This is a genomic window from Pseudomonas violetae, assembly GCF_023072615.1.
Taxonomy (GTDB): Bacteria; Pseudomonadota; Gammaproteobacteria; order Pseudomonadales; family Pseudomonadaceae; genus Aquipseudomonas; species Aquipseudomonas violetae.
Map to the genome: position 1 here is coordinate 108,007 of NZ_JAKNRW010000001.1, position 19,213 is coordinate 127,219.

At 54.6% G+C, this 19,213-nt stretch carries 17 protein-coding genes; 12 read left to right on the forward strand and 5 right to left on the reverse strand.

Annotated elements, in window-relative coordinates; genetic code table 11:
* Positions 1–3: 3 nt before the first annotated feature.
* The 10 genes from L9059_RS00540 (at position 4) to L9059_RS00585 (ending at position 10,113) form a co-directional block, all read left to right on the forward strand.
* Positions 4–885 (forward strand): hypothetical protein, encoded by an 882-nt coding sequence (locus tag L9059_RS00540; RefSeq protein ID WP_247285689.1) that lies wholly within the window; start codon positions 4–6, stop codon positions 883–885.
* Positions 886–899: 14 nt separating this feature from the next.
* The gene (locus tag L9059_RS00545; RefSeq protein WP_247285691.1) at positions 900–2,522 is read left to right on the forward strand and encodes a type II secretion system protein GspD; all 1,623 of its coding nucleotides are present in this window, start codon (positions 900–902) and stop codon (positions 2,520–2,522) included.
* The gene (locus L9059_RS00550) at positions 2,522–3,451 is read left to right on the forward strand and encodes a hypothetical protein (protein WP_247285693.1); all 930 of its coding nucleotides are present in this window, start codon (positions 2,522–2,524) and stop codon (positions 3,449–3,451) included. The genes L9059_RS00545 and L9059_RS00550 overlap by 1 nt, the downstream gene beginning before the upstream one ends.
* 73 nt (positions 3,452–3,524) lie before the next feature.
* Entirely contained in the window at positions 3,525–3,947 is a 423-nt protein-coding gene (locus L9059_RS00555; RefSeq protein WP_247285695.1) for a hypothetical protein, read from the forward strand.
* A gap of 1 nt (position 3,948) precedes the next feature.
* Entirely contained in the window at positions 3,949–4,617 is a 669-nt protein-coding gene (locus L9059_RS00560; RefSeq protein WP_247285697.1) for a hypothetical protein, read from the forward strand.
* Positions 4,618–4,637: 20 nt separating this feature from the next.
* Entirely contained in the window at positions 4,638–6,419 is a 1,782-nt protein-coding gene (locus L9059_RS00565) for a GspE/PulE family protein (RefSeq protein WP_247285699.1), read from the forward strand.
* Between the two features lie 20 nt (positions 6,420–6,439).
* Positions 6,440–6,907 (forward strand): prepilin-type N-terminal cleavage/methylation domain-containing protein, encoded by a 468-nt coding sequence (locus tag L9059_RS00570; protein WP_247285701.1) that lies wholly within the window; start codon positions 6,440–6,442, stop codon positions 6,905–6,907.
* A 15-nt stretch (positions 6,908–6,922) separates the two neighbouring features.
* Positions 6,923–8,092 (forward strand): type II secretion system F family protein, encoded by a 1,170-nt coding sequence (locus L9059_RS00575; protein WP_247285703.1) that lies wholly within the window; start codon positions 6,923–6,925, stop codon positions 8,090–8,092.
* Entirely contained in the window at positions 8,089–8,613 is a 525-nt protein-coding gene (locus L9059_RS00580; protein ID WP_247285718.1) for a prepilin-type N-terminal cleavage/methylation domain-containing protein, read from the forward strand. The genes L9059_RS00575 and L9059_RS00580 overlap by 4 nt, the downstream gene beginning before the upstream one ends.
* A gap of 465 nt (positions 8,614–9,078) precedes the next feature.
* On the forward strand, positions 9,079–10,113 hold the full coding sequence (locus L9059_RS00585) for an ATPase, T2SS/T4P/T4SS family (RefSeq protein WP_247285720.1): 1,035 nt from the start codon (positions 9,079–9,081) through the stop codon (positions 10,111–10,113).
* A gap of 19 nt (positions 10,114–10,132) precedes the next feature.
* On the opposite strand, the gene L9059_RS00590 is transcribed toward L9059_RS00585, so the two are convergent.
* A complete protein-coding gene (locus tag L9059_RS00590) occupies positions 10,133–10,903 on the reverse strand; it encodes an EAL domain-containing protein (protein WP_247285722.1) in 771 nt (256 codons plus the stop codon).
* 157 nt (positions 10,904–11,060) lie between these two features.
* On the opposite strand from L9059_RS00590, the gene L9059_RS00595 reads away from it, so the two are divergent.
* Both L9059_RS00595 and L9059_RS00600 read left to right on the forward strand, forming a co-directional pair.
* Positions 11,061–13,751, forward strand: coding sequence for a PD-(D/E)XK nuclease family protein (locus L9059_RS00595; RefSeq protein WP_247285724.1), 2,691 nt, complete (start codon positions 11,061–11,063; stop codon positions 13,749–13,751).
* Between the two features lie 194 nt (positions 13,752–13,945).
* On the forward strand, positions 13,946–17,317 hold the full coding sequence (locus L9059_RS00600; protein ID WP_247285726.1) for a UvrD-helicase domain-containing protein: 3,372 nt from the start codon (positions 13,946–13,948) through the stop codon (positions 17,315–17,317).
* A 4-nt stretch (positions 17,318–17,321) separates the two neighbouring features.
* Here the strand turns inward: L9059_RS00600 and L9059_RS00605 are convergent, their stop codons facing one another.
* The 4 genes from L9059_RS00605 to L9059_RS00620 are packed head-to-tail and all read right to left on the reverse strand — an operon-like array spanning position 17,322 to position 19,179.
* The gene (locus tag L9059_RS00605) at positions 17,322–17,846 is read right to left on the reverse strand and encodes a hypothetical protein (protein ID WP_247285728.1); all 525 of its coding nucleotides are present in this window, start codon (positions 17,844–17,846) and stop codon (positions 17,322–17,324) included.
* Positions 17,843–18,067, reverse strand: a complete 225-nt coding sequence (locus L9059_RS00610) for a hypothetical protein (protein ID WP_247285730.1) — start codon at positions 18,065–18,067, stop codon at positions 17,843–17,845. The genes L9059_RS00605 and L9059_RS00610 overlap by 4 nt, the downstream gene beginning before the upstream one ends.
* Before the next feature lie 7 nt (positions 18,068–18,074).
* Positions 18,075–18,746 (reverse strand): Crp/Fnr family transcriptional regulator, encoded by a 672-nt coding sequence (locus tag L9059_RS00615; protein ID WP_247285732.1) that lies wholly within the window; start codon positions 18,744–18,746, stop codon positions 18,075–18,077.
* Positions 18,747–18,768: 22 nt separating this feature from the next.
* Positions 18,769–19,179 (reverse strand): uS10/mL48 family ribosomal protein, encoded by a 411-nt coding sequence (locus tag L9059_RS00620; RefSeq protein WP_247285734.1) that lies wholly within the window; start codon positions 19,177–19,179, stop codon positions 18,769–18,771.
* Positions 19,180–19,213 lie beyond the last annotated feature (34 nt).

Below are 19,213 nucleotides of genomic sequence, written 5' to 3' on the forward strand. Positions count from 1 at the left end.
GTTGTGAAGCATGCCCTGTCCATTCTGGCACTGATGATCGGCTGCCAAGCAGCTTATGCGGCGAACGGCGCTTTCAGCGACAGTGCCCTCGCCCGCAATCAAGCTCTGTCGCCGTTCGATCGGTCCTACGAGGCCGGTCGCGCGCAAAATATCAACCAACCAGTCGACTACCAGCAGACCAAGCCGGCACTCGGCTTACAACTGGATCTATCGGTAGATGACCCCGTCATCTCAGTTCAAGAAACTGAGACGGAGCGGCAGTACCGCCAGACGCTGGCAGACCTAGAAGCAAATCAAAAGTCTTTGATGTCGGCCCGCAAGGAGACCGAGCGTCAACTTGAGCAGGCCAAGGTGACTGCCGAGTCTGCAGCTGCGAAGCGACGCTCGGATCTACTGGCGCAGCAGACCGAAATCCAGCGCGCTCTTGATTTGAACCGCCAGGCCCAACTGCAGGCGGAGCGAGTAAAGGTTGAGCAAGTCGCTGACATCGCGAGCATTAAAGCTCACAGCGACCAACTGCTGATGCTGGCAGAGAACAACGCGGAAGTGATCGAGTCTGCGGCGCACAAACGCGTGATCCTCGAGCGCATCGACCCTACCGTCGTGATGAACGAACCAGTAACCGCCGAATATCAAGGCGCCACGATTAAACAAATTGTCGGCGGCATCATGCCGAATGGTTGGCGCGTACAGACCGATTTCAACCGAAAACCTGAACTCGAGCTGCGTCAATTCCAGTTTGTTTCCACCGATGCTCGTGATTTGGCGCTGCGCCACCTGACATCGTCCATCCGCGACACGAAAGTCCGCTACCAGTACTTCTGGGATCTGAAGGATCCGCAAGGCAACCCATCCCCGATGATCCTGATCACTGATCGCCAGTAACCTAAGGCCAGCATATGAAGCTCAAGCAGATCGTACTTGCACTATCACTGGCTACAGGGCTACTGGGTTGCCAGAGCAGCTTTGATTTTTCCCAAGAGTCGCAGCACGGCGCGCTACGGCCTGAAGCTCAGGAAAAGATGCAGGCATTGCGTGGAAATACCTATGTCCGCGAAATCCGGACAGAGGACGCGGCAAAGCGTAAGCCAATTTTCTTTACACAGAAGGGCATCAGTCTGCGAAGCGTTTTGCAGGAGACGCTCCCCGGTTATTCGATCATTCCTCGTGGGAAGGTCGACCTCAATTCACCCATCGATGTTGCAGCCAACGGCATGCAGCTTCAGGACTTCATTGAGTACATCGAAGGTACACGCGATCTGGACATCAAGATCGAGGGTAACCGAGTCCTGATCAGCAACTTCGAAACGCGAGAGTGGAACCTTGCCGCTTTTGCTTCAACCCGCAACGTGAACAACGTCATCGCTTCGACCCAGACCCGCGGTGCGAAAGCCGGCGATACTGAGGACGACAAACAGACTGGGAACTCAACCGGGAACGTAATCGGCTTTAGTCTCTCGGAAGATGAGTGGACGAAAATCATGGAAGGCGCCAGGAAGATTATTGGCGCGTCTGGCGATAAAGCTGAGGCCGGGGGGCCAAGAGCCTCCGCCGGCGCGGCGAGTGCCTCCGTTGGAGGAGGGCGCTCCAATTCCGGGCTCGACTTTGATGTACAAGAACCGATGCTTCTCGTAGGTGGTTCGGGCGATTCTGAACAAGCACCTGCGTATATAGAAGGCATTCGTTCAGTAGGCATAGTGACGGCGGGCGGGCGGCCTTCGAAAATGAAGGTTTTGGATCGCTACTTTCAGCGGGCGATCGCCGAGTCGACGAAGGTCGTGAACGTTCAAGTTGAAGCCTACGATGTATTGCTGACTGATGGTAAGCAGAAGGGAATCGACTGGAACGTGTTGATCAACTCAACGGTCAATGGCAACCCATTGGGCCTGAACTTCTTCAACACCTCCCCCGCTAGTGACGACCCGTTTTGGAACGTCCAGGGCACCTACGAGTCTTCAAAGGTCAACGCGTCGGCGCTGGTCAAATTCCTCGAGCAGTACGGCCGCGTTGAGTTGAAGGACCAGCCGAACATCACTGTCCGTAATGGTGTCCCTGCCCAAATCTACGCAGGTGAAGAGCTGACTTATATCGTGGACGTCGAGCAGTCCCAGGATGAAAGTGGCAACGTCACTGTGACCCCTAAACTAGGCCGTTTGAAGATCGGCGTGACCCTCAGTGTTACGGTTCGAGTACTTGAGAATGATCGCCTCCTGGTTGATGTGTGGCCAGTCATCTCGAACCTCAATGATCCGGACACAATCACGATCGGTGACTATTCCTTCGAGACTCCACGAGTGAACTTGAAGGAATTTAGCACGCAACTCATCACGTCTTCGGGTCAGTCTGTGCACTTGGGCGGTCTGATTACCAAGCGCATGAATGAGGCCCTGCGCCAGTTGCCTTGGCAAAATCTAGTGGCCAAGGCAATCCTGAACCCGTTGACTCAGGGTATTAATAATTCCCTTGAGCGCCGTGAACTGGTCCTGGTAGTAACCCCAACGCTGGTTGAAGGGGCGTTGTAATGACCGATCTTCAGCTTGGGATACCGATCACGATTGAAGGCCAAGAGGTCATCATCTTCCGTGATGCGATAGGTTCTGATGTCCTCGCGTCCGGGCGCGATGCTGAGGTGCTTACGGTTGTCGAAACGATGGCTGCGGACGGTCGTCCTGCTATCTATATCGATGAGAACGAGTTACGGACTCTGCGGGAAAACTTCCCAGGGACCAACGTATACGGTCTCTGGCAACTGTTGTTCGCGAATGACCAGGTGCCACTTGGTAAGCAGGTTGTAATCTTTCCAACCAGTGAAAGTGGTGGTCTATACCTGCAGATGAAGCAGGAGTCGGATTATGACAACCCTGCCAATATCCGGATGTCTGCGGAGTACATTGATAATTACGCTGCAGACCTGCATGACTTTGACCTGCCGGAGGCCACGCGGATTCGCGTGGACGTATCTGCCCTTAAGCTACCCGCGAACCCTGCATTTACCCGTGTCGAGTTATTTGCGAAGAAGCAGGGTGAGCGCACTAAACGTTGGTACCTGGCAATTTCGGTTTGCGTAGTCTTGGTCGCCTCTGCCGCTGTTTACAACTACAGCATGTTCACGGTGTACCGGATGAACATGGCTGAATACACCTCGAAGAAGCAACAAAGCCAGGCCTTGGAGGCTCGTTCCGAAGCTCTACTGAAGGAGCGACTGCCGGTAAGGCCGGACAACTCGGAAGTGATGGATCGTATTGATTCTGTCCTGGCGTATGACTCGAGGATTTCAACTCCCACAGTCGGCGGCCATGTCAATGCCTTTCCTGCAACGCACGTTTTCCTGACGCGCCCAAACTTCCCCGCAAATCTGTCAGGAAAGATTCCCGGCGTGCAAGTCGAGTTGACTCCGCAGATGCGTTACCTGCTTACCGTTTCAGCAGATGCTCCGGGGGTGTCAAATTAAGCTCTCCTTCTTAAGCCGCGGATTTAGACAGAAGCACAAGTATGCGCGGTCCGAGCCGATTTTTACTGGTGCGATGTACATCGCAATCCTCGCGGTGTTGGTCGTCAGCCTGAAAGTGACAATGTACTTGAGTGAGGGACGCGTTCTCCCTACGGATTACTCGCAGATCGACAAGGTTCTAAATGATCTGCAGGGCGATATTGACTCGATCAACAAACTGCCGGTCCTGCCCAAACTTGAAGCGTCCTGGCGAACCGCCAACGCGATCTCCCTTGTTAGCGGGGTCCAGTTCAAGCCACTTGATGATGAATCTAAAGGTGAGCAGACAACCGGTTACACGGGCCCATTGCGCAATTGGGCAGCCACGCTAACCGGCGATCCCCGAGTAGTTATGCGGATAGCGAGAAACATCCAATCCGAGGTTCCGGCGTTCCTGTACGACTACTCGATCACAGGCGGAATCATGAAGTTAACCATCACCGTCGTAGGGACCTGAGATGAAGTCTTTTTCCAATATTGCACTTTGCGCTCTCGCGATCTGCACAGCTTCTGCCGCCATCGCCGACGAAGCCGATCAGGTCTTGGATCGCCAAAAAACACTTAACGCGATGGAGTTCAAACGCGACCAGCTGAAGTTTCAGGCTGAAATGGCGAAGTTCTGGAAAGAGATGTCGGATTCGAACTTTATTGTTGATACCGACGGAAATCCTCTGGGTATCGAAAACATTCAGGAGTTAGGTATCCAAGTCCGAAAACAAGGACGCCCAGGGGACGGTAACCCGTTCCAGGCTGGCACTCCCCTTGCGCCCAATGCGATGCCATTCATGCTAGATCAACCGCCTACTGCTGGCTCAATGCCCCCTTCACCGGGGTCACCATTTTCCCAACAACAGAGGCCACCAATGCCTGGGGCTGCGACGGGAACTGCGCAGAAGGACCTGGCCCCAGTTGAGGAGATTAAGAAGGTTCTGTCCCTTAAACAGATACGTGGTGACTCGGTGACGTTTCGGACGAACGAGGGTGACCGAGTATTGCGTGTCGGCGAGAAAGTATACGACCTGACTCTGACCCGTTTCGACGTGGATCGCGCCTGGCTGAAAGGTCCCAAAGGCACCCAAGTAGTGGCCATCGACTGGACCAACCCTAAGCGCTACGCGGAAGATTGAACATGAGCTTGGAGCCGAGAATGAATCCTATAGAGCGACAGCAGAAGAAGATCTTAGGGTTCCTGGTCGCTGAGAAAAAAATCACGCCCTCTCAAGCGCACGCTCACGCTGTCTCTGAAAGCGTGGAATCAATCATCCCCGATCTCAGCCGCATGGCCAGCAACGAGGAGGCATTGGTTGCTGCCGTATCGGCTGCCCTAAATAAACAAGCGTTCATCGAAGTTGAGGCTGGCCGAAAGGCTCTTATGCCGGACGGGACCCAGAATTTTTGTGTTTACGATGGGACGGTCTTTCTAACCAATCCGCTAGACCAACGTTCAATTAATTCCGCGCTTGCTTGGGCCCGGCAGAAGAAGCATGACGGCCAGCTAAAGTACGATGGGGACTTAAAAATCGGCGTTATCGGTCCCTCGAAGCTCGATGGTCTGCGTAATCTCGATATTGATGACGAAGATGTCAGTGTTGTAGACACTGAGCAGGCGAAGCAGCGCGCCCAGAAGCGGATTGATGACCTCATCCGTGAGGCAGCTTCCCGTGATGCTACTGACATCCACCTGCAGCCTACACAAGGTGACAAAATCCTGGTTCGTTACAGGATCGACGGAAAGCTACGCACAATCAGAACTTACCCACATACCCATCACGATTCTTTGTGCCGGGTTTTGATCGAAAACCTGTGCAGCTTGACGTTAGAGACTATGACGCCGCAGGACGGTAAGTTCGACTTTGAGATCACCGGCAACAAAAAGATCAACCTGCGGATGAGCTCTATTCCAGTCCAGCGCGGGACTGATAAGACGCTCAAAATCGTATTGCGGTTACTTGGTAACAATACACAGCTTGCGAACTTGGACAGGTTAGGTCTATCGCCTCGCAACATCGCCATCCTAAAGCGTTTAGGCAATCAACCGAATGGACTGATTGCGCTGACGGGACCTACAGGCTCCGGAAAAACGACGACGCTGGCAGCAATTCTTCTCGACGCTTTCCGAAACAACCCCGACAAGAATTACCACACGATTGAGGAACCGGTTGAGATCCACCATGAGGGGATGACTCATACCGAGTGCGGCCCGCACCTTTCGTTCGCTGACGCGCTCCGTTCGCTCCTGCGTCAGGATCCCGACGTGATTGGCGTTGGCGAAATGCGTGACAACGAAACCGCAGACCTTGGGTACAAGGCTGCAATGACCGGTCACCTCGTGCTGACAACCTTGCACACGAACAACGCCCACGAATCGATCGGCCGTTTGGAGCGGATGAACGTTCAGTCGGACATCATCGCAACCAACACAGCCGCGTTCGCTGCTCAGCGTTTGGTCCGCAGTCTGTGCGGGAAGTGCAAAATCCAGTACCGACTCAGGAGCGTGCCTGAGGAGCACGTGCGTTACGGCTCAAACCCAGTGTTCAGCGAAGACCCGGACGCCCTGGTCTATCGCGGGAATCCGGCTGGATGCAGCTTTTGCGGTGTGGATTCAGGTGGCATGAAGGGTCGCTGTGGTGTTCTAGAGATCCTTGAGTTCACGCCTGAAATTCAAGAGGCCATTTTGGATGGCGTGAGTCCGAGTCTTCTGAGACGATCCTCAATTGCAAACGGTTCATTCCTAGATCTATGGGATGACGGATTGCGACTAGTGAAATCAGGGATGACGAGTTTGGCGGAGTTGGAACTCACTCTACGGCCATACATGACTGATCGCATTGGCGGGCGCGGATCGCCCGGGGCGCAAATGCAAGGCAATAGACCACAGCTCCCCGCAGCCCAGAACGCAGCTTCATTGAAAACCCAACCCCAGTTGTAAACATCAAGGCAGAAATAATCATGACCCATCAAGATCAAGTGACAGCCGCTCCACGCAACAAACAAAAGGGGTTTACGCTCCTTGAGATCGTGATTGCAATTGCGATCGTTGCAATGTTGGCCGCTTTCATTCTCCCTGGTCTGCTGCAGAACAAAGAAGACGCCAAGTTCAGTGCGGCTTTGACTCAGCTTCAAAAGGACTTCCCGTCCGCCATTACCCGCCAGGTGTCTCGTACCAACCAATGCAGCACCGCAGTCGTGACGAAGAGCCTGCTCGAAGCGCGTGGTCTGCCAAGTTTTACCGTCTGGAACACTGGGTGGACAGTTAGCAACGTTTCGACGAATCAGGTGACTATCAACTACACCATCGATTCGACCGACCAGGCAACTGCTTCCAACCTTGCTACCGCCCTGAATCAAAGTAACAACGTGCAAAGCGCTTTGGCGACTGCCAACGCGTCCGTTACCGTCGTCTACCGCTGCAATTAATAGAGGTTTGAGAGAATGGCTTACTGGCTAATTCGCTACATTGGAGACTCGGGTTCAATCGAGACCTGTCCAACGATCGTGGCTGAAAGTCGCGAGCAAGCCATTACTCTCTCAGGGCGTCCCCGTCAGTACATCCATGAAGTCAAAATTGACCATCTGGGTGCAATCAAGGCTGCCTTCGAGCGGAAATTTCCACCCGTAGAGCAAGTATTAATGCTCTCTGCGATCGGCTCAAAGGTGGCTTCCGGGAAAACATTCGGGAAGGCAATCAAAGAGTCGGTTCCCTACCAACGATTGGGCATCGCGTACGTGGATCTCGACAAGTGCGAAACCCCTAAGGAATATTTCGAGGCCCTGAGATTCGATGAGACCGCCATTCTTATTGCGGATGCGGGGGACAAAGCTGGTCGGTTGGCTGAATCGCTGTTCAGAGCGGCCAAAGCTCTTCAGGAACGAATCAACGCGAAGAAAGAGTTCGGCAAGGCGATGCAGCAGGGCCTGTTGTACTCGGTGCTCGGTCTTTTGTTTATGATTGGTATCCCGTTGTGGGCTGGCGGTACCCTGCATGACTTTATCGACGTTCAGCGAATTCCCCTAAAGCTCAACGGCCTCAGCCAGATAATCATGTTTTTGCACATGGTATACACCCAGTATTCAATTTTTGTAATCGCAATAGTTGGCGGTCTCCTGATGTTTCGGGAAAAAATATGGGAGAACATCCGTACCCTCCCAGTCTTCTCGTTCATCAATGAGCGGATGAAGGTTTCTCGGGGTCTGAATTTTGTAACGTCCTATCAGTTGCTGCTATCGAGTGGTTTCAATAACCTCCAAAGCTTTAAATTTCTGGCTACCCGGTCAAAAGGGCTTACGCATCGTCTTTACCGGGAGGCCGCAGAGCGATTGACTGAGGGCCGGCAACTGGCCGATGTCTTTGATAGTCCCGAGTGGCCTCCGATTCTTCATCAAAACCTCTTGGGCTTTGAAGAACAGGGACCTGGTGGGCGCGATATGATTCTGTCCAATCTTAGCGAAGCACTGCGCGCCTATTACTTGCAGTATTCTGCCCGGGTGAGCCGAGCAGCTTCGTTGGTGGGGTTTGGCATGATGATTCTCACGATCCTGATGTTTGCTATCGGATTCTATATGCCGATCGTGAACCTCAATTCCGCGATGAAGCAGATGTGATCAGTCGTCGCGACCAGAGGGGGTTTACCCTTCTTGAAATTATCGTCGTCATAGCCGTTATCGCTGTCTTGGCGGCAGCTATTTTGCCGCCAACGATTCAGCGTTTTACCGAAGCGAAGGCGGACGCTTCAATTGAGCAGGCGAAGTTGGTTCTCCAAGTGTGTGAGATCGCACGGACCAAGGCACTATCAACGGCTGTAGATGGGGCAGGTCGGTACACACATACCTACGGCTCGCTAGCTAACTGGTCCTCAACATCCGCGCTCCAGGCTCTGCTCTCAAAGAACTATTACCTTGCATCGACCAACCCACTGCGCAGTCAAATTTTAGTGAAATTTGACGCCGCTCGATGCTACGTAGCGGTTGATCTTCCATTCCGAGAGGACAACTACGGCGGCTATCAAACTCAAACAGTATCCGGTCTCACCAGGGTCATCGTCACCACCCGACAGAAACGCAGTGGGTACCCGTCCTGGGTGATCCACCAAAAACGCATTTTGAATGAGGAAGTCTCGCGCTGACTTTCATGTTAGTTGCGTCAGGTCTGGCTTGATTTGTATTCAGATTCACCTGTGTACCTTGCACCAACTCTGCTACTCCAGGCCAGACTCGCCGTAGTAGTCAAGCTTAATGTTCCCGGAGACGGCCGATGTTTGTTCTAACTCAATCAAATACGGAACAACTACCTCTTCTTGGCTTGGCAATTGAGATTCGCAACCTCATTGGTGTCTCCACTCCCGCCCGGGGCCGGAATTGCCTGAATCAAAGAACTGTAGGCCTCGTTACCAATGTCACCCGATTGAGAATTTACCCTGGTCGTCCAGGCTTCGGTCAATCGGCGCCGATGATTTGGTCTGGCAATAAGTCTAGATCCCTCGGTTGGAAATCAGGCTTACACGGCCACGTCAGGGAAGCTCAGCCGAACTATTAAATATCCAGATATGAGTTTTAAAGCTGGCCAGTTCAAAATTATTAGGAGATAGCTGGTGAACACTCTCATTCAAACGAAGCTCGACCACCCCCCGTTCAATTTAGGCGAGGCGACCAACATCTATTTGACTGAGGAGGTCCTTGAGGCGGAAGACAACTATGGTCGGTTCGAAGCCATGAGGCCTCCGCCTGGCGCGTGGAAAGACTTCTTTCAGCGTATGGTTGTTGAGAAAGCTAAAGGTAGTCGCCGAAAGGCGTCCAACTTCACCATGCCGTTTAACGGTGAACGCTACCGCTGCATCTTGGCTGATTCCTCTCACGGCTGGGGTATCACGATGCGGAAGCTGATGAGTGAGATTCCCCGTATCCAGGAAGATCTGCACCTTGATTGGGCCGCTTTGCAGCCGTTGATGGAAGGCACTGGCCTCACAATTTTTGCTGGCCAAATGGGCTCAGGCAAGTCCACCACGATGATTTCCGCGATCGACAAACTTGGGCGCGCGAAGCGGGGCCCACTAGGGACAGTCGAAGATCCCATTGAGGTTGAGTTCCAAGGGGGGAGTGTAATTCAACGGGAGGTCGGCACGCATGTGGACTCCTTCGAAGAGGCTATTAAGGATTTCGTCCGCCAGTACCGTAAGACTATTATGGTTGGCGAGATCCGGGACCCGATAACGGCCAATGCTGCTGTTTTAGCTGCCTCTCTCGGCCATAGCGTGTATGCGACATTGCACGCAGACAGTGCTGTAGATATTGTGCCCCGGATGCAAGCCCTCCTAGACCCGCAACTTAAACCTATCCTTGCAACAACTCTCCGTGGGCTGTGGTGGCAACATGTCTTTCGTAGAGGCAACGATCGGAGTGATCCTTTGCCAATCTATGAGTCGCTGTCCGTGACTAACTCTGTGCGTCAGATCATTTCGGATGGTCCCGATAAGCTCCCGCAACTAATGCAAGAGATGCATGCCCAGCAACGAAAAACTATGGCTCAAACGGCAATGATCCACATTAATAATCGGAAGGCCACGCGAGTGGAACTTCACCAATGGTTAGAAAAACGTGGGCGCATCAGCGACGAGCAATTTAGGTAGGCGACATTGAGAGTGCGCCCTATCCAACAGGGCGCATTTGGGGATACTGCAGGAGATTGGCTGGGCTCGCTGGCTTGCAGAAGTAGTAACCTTGGCAGAGGGTAATATCCAGATCCATCGCAAGGCGCAGCTCATCAGTTGTCTCGATTCCCTCTAGGACAATTCGCTTGCCTAACCGGCGGCAAACTTTTACCAGCTGCTGGACCTCCGCACGTACGCGTTCGGATTCCAGCAAGGCTACAGTCGTCTGCCGAGAGAGCTTGCAACCGGCCACGGACTCGCTGAGTAGCAGCCCACGTTTCGCGAATCCGTCCGTGACATCATCAAGCATTACCGTCAATGCTTGAACCTTCATATCTTCAAGGCGTTTCGCGAGAATTTTCTCATCAGCGTCTGCCGTCTCTGTCATCTCAAACGACACTTGCCCCACTACCTGACCGGCTTTCATCGCGGCGAGCGCGTCCGTTACGAACGTCGGGTGCGCAATCGAAAGCTGGCTAGTATTGAGCCAGACTGAAAGCCGCGGTCGGGCCCTGGTCAGGGCGATAACCTGGCTTAGGACCCAGCGATCAACCGCGACAATGCTACCGTCGGACTCTGCCTTGGTAATGAACTGGACCGTGCCCTCGCCAGCCCCTAGACCATTAATTCGGAGCAAAGACTCGAAGGCGACTACGGATCTCTTCCCGGCTGCGATGCTGATCACTGGCTGATAGACCAGACTGAAGCGCGAAGCGGCGGAATGCACCTGCATCCTGGCGGTGGCCTCGGATAAACTCGATTGCGACATAGTTGTAACCATGCAAGGAGCGGATACCTTAATAGTGTGTGGGACCTGCCCCTTTTTCCGGCTGTCAGTTGTAAATAATTGGGAGACGCCGCTTTGGGCTGGTGGCACGGGTGTCCATCGTTAATCTGATCACATCAAAACCGGAGATCAGACCCGCATGAACTTTCTCAAAGAGCTGGCCAACCTCACCGACGGCACAGTTGTGCTGGCGTCGACGGAACGTGTTTCGCGCCACATGAAATTGCAGGCCGCGCTGTTGCAGGCGGTGGGGGGGAAGAAGGCGTGGTTTGCAAAAGGGCAAATCATGACGATCACAACTTGGATCGAGTCCGCCTGGCTTGCACTCATGCCTGACGAGCAGCCGCTGTTCCCTGTTCAGGAGCTAGCCACCGTCAAATCGGTGATCGACCAGTCTGGCCTATTGCCGGCCAACATGATTTCCTCCACTAACGCAGCTCGGCGGGTCGGCTTGGCCTATTCCCTTGCCTACAAATATCACGTTGCTATGGATGTCGACCGATTCCGGTTCAAGGAAGAGTTTGAGGCCTTCTACCAATGGAAAGCGCAGATCGATGCGGTCTGCGCTGCCAAACAGGTGGTGTTCCGTGCTCACCTCCCAGCATTGCTTTTGAAGGCCATTCAGCGCGGCGAAGTCGCGGTGCCTGGCCGCATTGTCATTGTCGGCATGATTCAGCTGAACCCTGCCGAACAGGCAGTCTTCGACGCTTTGCAGATGGCCGGATGCGACGTGACTATGATCTCGCCCGAAGGTGCGAAAGCGTCTCCCCGGTTGGTGCGTAGCCAGAACAGCGCGAGCGAGATGCTCGAGATCGCGCAATGGGTGGGTACCCATCTCAAGCCCTTCGTGGAAACCCCTCACGCGGCTCCATCTCTTGCAATCGTTGTTCCAGACATCCGTTCGATCAAAGGTCCACTGCTGGATGCATTGAGCCTCCACACGAGCCCTGGCTCGTTGCTACCCGCCGGTCTGGATGGTGAAGTGCGAGCGCCATGGGACATTTCAAGCGGAGCCACACTGGGTAGTCGCCCGATGATCCGGGCCGCGATGGACATTCTCTGCCTGACGCCGGATAAGGCGGACCCTGAAACATTTAGCCGTGTGCTTCGGTCTCGCTGGATTGCTGGCCACCAGGGTGAGTCATCAAAACGTGCTTTGATGGACGTGTGGTTCCGCGACAATATGGGTTTGAACATGGGCGGGAAGGATTTCCTGCGAGCAATCGCGGCATACAAGGGGGAGGCCGTTCCCGATTTCCGTAAGCGCTTCGGCGGTCTCCTCGAAAAACTCATGAACGGAGAGGTGAACCGCTACCCGTCGGAGTGGGCGGACCACTTCACTGAAGCACTTACTGATATCGGTTGGCCGGGTCAAAGTGCATTGGATAGTGCTAATTTCCAGACACTCAACGCTTGGGGCGAAGCCTTATCTCTGTTCCGTACCCTTGATGCGCAGTTGGGGACCGTTCAGTACGACAGGGCATTGGCGTGGCTTCGGGAGGTCGTTGAAACGCGGCAGTTTCAGCCGCGTATTAGCCACCTCGCACCGGTTTCGATCCTAGGGTATGAAGATGCTATCGGCCTTAGCTTCGATGCACTGTGGGTGGTTGGCGCGTCCAACACGGTACTGCCGGGCCGGGCGGAACCATCGCCTTTTATCCCGACGGATCTTCAAATTGACGCAGGGATTGTCGAAGCGTCAAGCGAGGGGATGCTGGCTTACGGCCAATCGGTGGTTGCTGCACTGCTCAGCGTCAGTAGTGATGTCACAGTGTCCTGCGCGAGCCACAACGAAAAGGGCGCAGCCATTGGCGCAAGTGAGTTGTTCGGTTCCTGGCCGGAACCAGCACCAGCTATGGAAACGAAAGGAGACTTTCTTGACGAGTTGATGGGCCAACTGGACCGCGATGTTTTCGATACAGAGCACGTCCCACCAGTCAGTGAGCTGGAGCTCACTGATATCAAAGGCGGAGTGAGAATTTTCAAGGATTATGCGGAATCACCGTTCTTCTCCTTTGTGCGCAACCGCCTGCGCACCGACGTGTTCCCAGAACCCATCGTTGGTCTGGATCCTCGAATTCAGGGGACCATGATTCACCTTGTCCTTGAGAAATTCTGGAAGGAGGTCCGTACATCAAAGGCTCTGAAGGCATTTACGCAAGACGAACTGTTCAGTGTAGTTGAGGGGTATGTCCACGCAGCGTCTGAGCAGTTGCTCTACAAACTGGTCTGGCGTTACGGCATGAAGCTTATCAAGCTCGAACAGCGGCGGGTGGTGACCCTCACCATTGAGTGGCTAGAGCTTGAAAAGGCCCGTGAACTCGAATTTGAAGTACTAGGTTTTGAGGAACGACACGACATCTTTGTGGGTGATGTTCCGCTTACGATCAGCATCGATCGCCGAGAGCGCATCTTTCTGGACGCAGAGCAGAGGGTGTCCCGAGTGGTGGTTCACGACTACAAGACCGGTCAGGAGATGCGAATTAACAGCCTGAACGCATCCTCGTTAACGGAGCCACAACTCCCCATCTACGCGACTAAGATCGACAGTAAGCTCGCTGACGCTATCGACGGGATTGCATTGGCGCAGGTAAATCAAAAATCGTTGGGCTATCACACACGCTCCAATTTCTCCGCGTCACTGGTGTCTGGCCGACGTCCCCGCGATGAAGACGTCGACAGTGAGGACAAGTGGGAATTACAGAAGGACGCGTGGAACAACAGGCTCGACGCCATGAGTGCCGGATTTGTCGCTGGTAACGCCAGTCTGGACTTACGTGGCAAGGCATTCCCAATGGGCTACGAGTACATCGCTCCCATCGCCCGCTGATTGCCTCCTGGGTGGCCGCACTTTGGTTTTTTGTTAAGTGTGGCTTTCCCAAAAAGATTCCGCATGCGGAAACTTTCGTCCAAATCTTCAGTGTGTTTCCGTTGAACTTGTTGCCGTTGGAAAAAGACAGCAGGACGGCTGGTGGCACCGATGCGCGCCGTTATTCTGGGTCTATCTGATAAGGAGTTTGATTCATGAATGCATTCGTTCAACTGCCCGTGCTGCCACACCTTGACCCAATCTTTGCCGGTATCCGTGGTCTGGAAATCGACGATGCAGCCGCTCGGGCGATGGCCATCGATCCTCGCCGTTCTTTGATTCTTCTGGCTCCCGCGGGCTCAGGGAAGACGACGACCCTCATGTTGCGCCTGCTTTCATGCCTGACGGTCGTTGAGCGTCCTGAAGAGGTTCTGGCTGTTACCTTCACCAATATGGCGGCAGCCGAGATCGTGGAGCGCGTGATTAGCACCCTTCAGCAGGCATCAACCGGCGTGGAGCCAGAAAAGAGCCAGGATATTCCCCAGTACCGCCTTGCACGTCTGGTGCTTGAGCGAGACGTGCAACTGGGTTGGAACCTGCTTCTTAATCCCAGCCGCCTGCGCATCATGACCTTCGACAGCTTCTGTGCTTCGCTTGCCAGCAAAACCCCGATCATGTCTGGCTTAGGCGGCGGCAAGACGACCGATGACGCCTCTTTGGTTTACCGCCTTGCGATCCTCGAAACTTTGAAGTCCGTCAATGACAACGATATTCCGGCGGCGCTCTCCGAAGCGCTCGAGGCTGTTCTATCGTTCGCGAAAAACCGATTCGAAACGTTGGTGCCACTGTTCGAATCGCTTCTCGCTAAGCGGGACCAGTGGGCCGGACGGATTATGGCGCTCGATATCGAAGGGATGCAGCAGGCTGTTAGTGCGACTGTCTTGGAGGCCGCTGAAGGCGCAATCTCTGTAATCCTCGGCTCTGACCTTGAACGCGCCATGAGTTGTCTGGAGCGCGCCTCTGGGGTTCTTGATGGCTTCGAATGGGCGGCAGGCACGCCACAGCTTCACGGCGACGAGGCGAGCCTTAAGTACCTTCGGGATTTTGCCGCGTACATGGTGACAACGACCGGAACTGTGCGAGCGCGTGTGAACGTAAGCAACGGCTTCCCGGCGAAGCATCCGCTGACCATCGAGATGAACGAGATCCTGTCGGACATTAAGATGGGCGGGAATACGGATCTGTTTGCTGATGCCCTGATGATGCTCGCCACTCTGCCAGAACTCGCCTACCCAGCCCGTTCCGCTAAGATGGTCGAGCACTTCACTGTGATTCTGCGATACCTGCTGGCGAACCTGACGTTGGCGATGGAAGCGACCAACTCTCTGGACTTTCCAGAAATCGCTCAGCGGGCGATCCAGGCGCTAGGTGCTGGCGAATCGGTGGGCGACGCCTTGCTGGAGGAGGATCGCATCCTTCACATCATGGTGGATGAGTTCCAGGACACTAACCAAGCGCAATACGATTTGATGAAGTTGTTGGTTGAGAACTGGGAGCAGGATGACAACCGCTCGATTGCTTTCGTAGCGGACGGATTCCAAAGCATCTACCTGTTCCGTGGCGCTGACCTAAACCTCTTCACATCGGTGGTCAATGCAAAGACTTTCGGCCCCAAGGAAATGGAGATTCTGCGGTTGACGGTGAACTTCCGTTCGCTGCCAGGCGTTGTCGCCTGGAACAACGCGGCCTATGCCGACGTCTTCAAGGACTCCGCCTACGAATTTGTACCGTCGGTTCCGTTTCGAAAGGGTGAAGGGGGTATGCAGGTCCATCCAATCGCGACTGGGCCTCTGGGGGAAGCGGATAAGGTCGTTGAGATCATTCAGCAGGCATTGGCTGAGGACGCAACCAAATCTATCGCAATTCTTGTGCGTGGCCGGTCGCACCTGAAACACATCTTGCCCCGGTTGAAGGACGCCGGTATTGAAGTGCGCGGCAAGGACATCGATCCGATTGGCGAGGCTGCGCCCATCTCGGAGGTAATCTCGCTCATCCGTGCCTTTTGGCACGCTGGTGATCGCGCCTCATGGATGGCCCTGCTAAGAGCAGCATTTGTGGGTCTGAGCTGGGCAGACTGCCTGGTGATTGCACGGGGACATGGCGTCATCCGCCAGGCCCTGCAAAGCGATACCGTGCAAGCCGATCTTTCCGAAGAAGGCCGCACGCGCGTCCTGTCGCTCCTGGCCGTGTTAGATGGTGTAGATCGCTCCAGCCGCGGCAGCGAGCTCGCGTGGGCGGTCAAATCTGCGTGGATCGCGCTAGGCGGTCCGGCAACGGTTAACGCTGGTCAAATGGATGATGTGGAGACAATCTTCAAATTACTCAGCGCTCACACTGAGACGGGCGATTTGGTGGATCCGCAAGCATTCTTCCGGGCGATCGACAAAGCCTACGCCAGCCCAAAGGCCGGCGCTGTAAATGTGATGACACTCCACGCTTCGAAAGGTGTCGAATTCGATGTCGTTCTTCTCCCAGGTTTGAACAAAGGGGGCGGCAAAGATGAATCGCCACTTTTCTACTGGCGTTCGGTGCAGGGTGTGTTCTCGGTGGTGCCGAATCTGGGTGACCTCGACCCTAAAACCCCTGAGAGCCGGCTGTTCAAGTTTGTGGGACGCATGGTGCGTAAAGACGTCTCTGATGAGGTGGGGCGCACTGGATACGTCGGCACCACCCGTGCAAGAGAACACTGCCACTTGCTAGCGTGCGTTGAAGCGCTCCCGTTGACTCCGGTTGAAGGCGAGGAGCCCCAACAGAAAGAGATCAAGCCAACCGCTAACTCGCTGCTTGAATGCCTCTGGTCGGCCGTTGGCCACGAGATGAATCAGGTTGTACCGGCGTACCCCATTGCAGTTGAAACGACATCCGGTGTTCCATCGAAAGCGCGCTTGGCACAGGGTTTCACCGTTCAGTTGCCAAAATCGGTTTTCGTTCCCGCGGCCACCAACGATCAGGTTCCGACCGAGAACGAGTTGAGCGATGAGTTGCGGGAGGAGGAGGGCAGCGACTACCGAGCTAAAACCCGTGGCGTCGTTTATCACTGGTTTGCAGAGCAGATCGGCAAGCAAGGCGTCGAAGGGTGGGATGCACACCGTGTACGCGGCAAGTCGCAGGCGATTGCGTCGATGCTTCGCCGTGAAGGCTACCCTGCAGCTGAGGTGCCTGCCGCAGTGGCCACTGTCGTATCGCTTCTGGTGAATACCGTTGAAAGCGAAGCTGGTCGGTGGATTCTGAAGAAGCGCCCAGGCAGTGGGCACGAGGTTCAGGTAAGCGCCTACCGAAACGGCCGTTGGATTCACCGCTTCTTGGACTGTTCGTTTGTCGAGGACAACGTGTACTGGCTCGCAGATTACAAATCGCCGGAATGTCCAGAGGGGATGTCGGAGGATGCGTTTGTCGCCCGAGAAATCGAGCGATACAGGGCCAAGATGGAGGAGTACGAGCAGGCCGTAATCGACGCTGGAGTCACACTGCCAGTTAAAAAGGTACTCTTCTTTCCAGCCTTCAAACGGCTTGCCGAAGTAGTCTAGGGCTCTACGTAGGGAACCGAATTTTTCGGTTCCCTGGCGCCACTGTTACCCGTTTGTGCAAGGGGCGAGGGTCAATTGGCCGCTTGTTCTTCAGTGAGATCGGAACCTCAGATCGGAGCGCAATCAGAGCGCGGAACACGCCCTCATCAAACGGCACCTGGATGCATTCGTCTCGGAAGCTCAGCAGCCCCACCACGTTAGTCGAGTTGTAGGTCTCCCGGGCTAACCCGATGTACAACAGGATCTGGTAATACTCCCTCCGGCGCACATACCCTTTGTAGCTCCGATTCTTAAATTCCCCGACGGCGATCTGCGCGGATCTGGCATTGCGGAAGATCGCATCCGGTTCGCCGCCTACCCCAAATGCTCCCAGGCGCTTGCGCGGATGTCCTTTCCCCAAGTCGGAACTTACGATTTTCCATTGTGATGCCGGCAGCGCGAACTGACGGTAGATGTCGTTTGGCGCCTTCGCTTTGAGGACCAGGTAGAGCAAAGCTGCGATCGCTAGGATTGCAAATATGGTGATCATGTCAGGGAGATCACATTGAAGTAGAGGAGGGCGGCGATTATCGCGATTACAGCGACGACAAACATTGCGGTGTTTGGTCCCGCACCAATGCGGTTGTGGGCGGCAGTGCCCATTCGGGCTAACCGAGGGTTATAGGCCCCCCCGGCGGCGCCAACGAATTTGGTAGGATCTTCCGCATAGGCGGCGATTTTGCTGACAGCAACGTTTGAACCACGGCTCATGAGGGCGCTACTCCGCGAACTGGTAGTAGAAGGTTTTGTAGCCGCTGAATCTGAGCACACCCTCATCCTGTAAGGTCTTGAAAATCTGGACGCCGGCGCGACGCTCAACCCCTGCCAGCGTCCGAATCTCCTGCTTAGTTGCTTGCACCTCAATACCCCGATCCGTGGGCGAGGCGTCGGGGTGGCTAGCCAGCATCGCGATGATGCGCTTAACGCGCTCGAGGTCTGTAGCAAATAGGTACTGGGCGGCTTGAGAGTGCTTAGTCATCAGATTCAACTCGGCGGCCATCAAAACCGTTTCGCTATAACTGTTCGCCTTCATGAACTCTTCGTATTTGGTCTTAGACACCGATAGGAGGTATGTCTTGGTACGGACCTCATAGCCGAAGCGGACCTGTTTTTTCTTTAATGGCCAGATCATGTCTCCGTTACGAAGTACGTCGATGAATACGGCCTTACCCTGGCCCTCTGGAGATAACGCGGTGGCCACCACGCATCCCTTCAGAACAATGTAGAAGCCGCCAAGCTCAATGTTCAAAACCGACTTGGGTTCGAGAGCGACGCGTTTCCCGTAGTGGGAACCGGTGATGAGCCAGCTGGCCCAATTGCCTTTTTGTGGGACTGTGCTGAACCAGGCCGGCTCAGGCGTTTCGAAAACCGAGATATTGGAATGTTTCATCTGGTGTGCATACCGTTAGCCATCAGTTGGCTTCCTTCAAGTCGTACTGGCTCATGTACGACTCCATCTTTACGTTGACTGTCGCGGGCAGCGGTAAAGCGATCAGCGACATTACGGATTCAGCTGTGGGGGAGACAACCAGGAGCACATTCCGCACTCGTTTGGCGTTGGCGCAATACAGGCCGCGCCGGCCGTTCGTTTGGGCTTCGCGCAAGATGACGTGGCGGCGCACGGTAGGGAGAGCCAGCGGCCCTCTGACCTTAACGCCTTCCCAGCGGCTGAGTACCTTTTTGATTGTGGCGGCCGTCTGCTGGACGACCAGGTACTCCAAGCCGTCGATTACGATGTAGAAGCTTTCGGAGGAAAAGTTCGAACGCATTGTCTTGGGATCGGCAAGATCCCAAGCTTTGGCAGACTTTGCTTCGCTGTACATAGGACAAGGCCCTTAAGGGAATCACTTGCCTTAA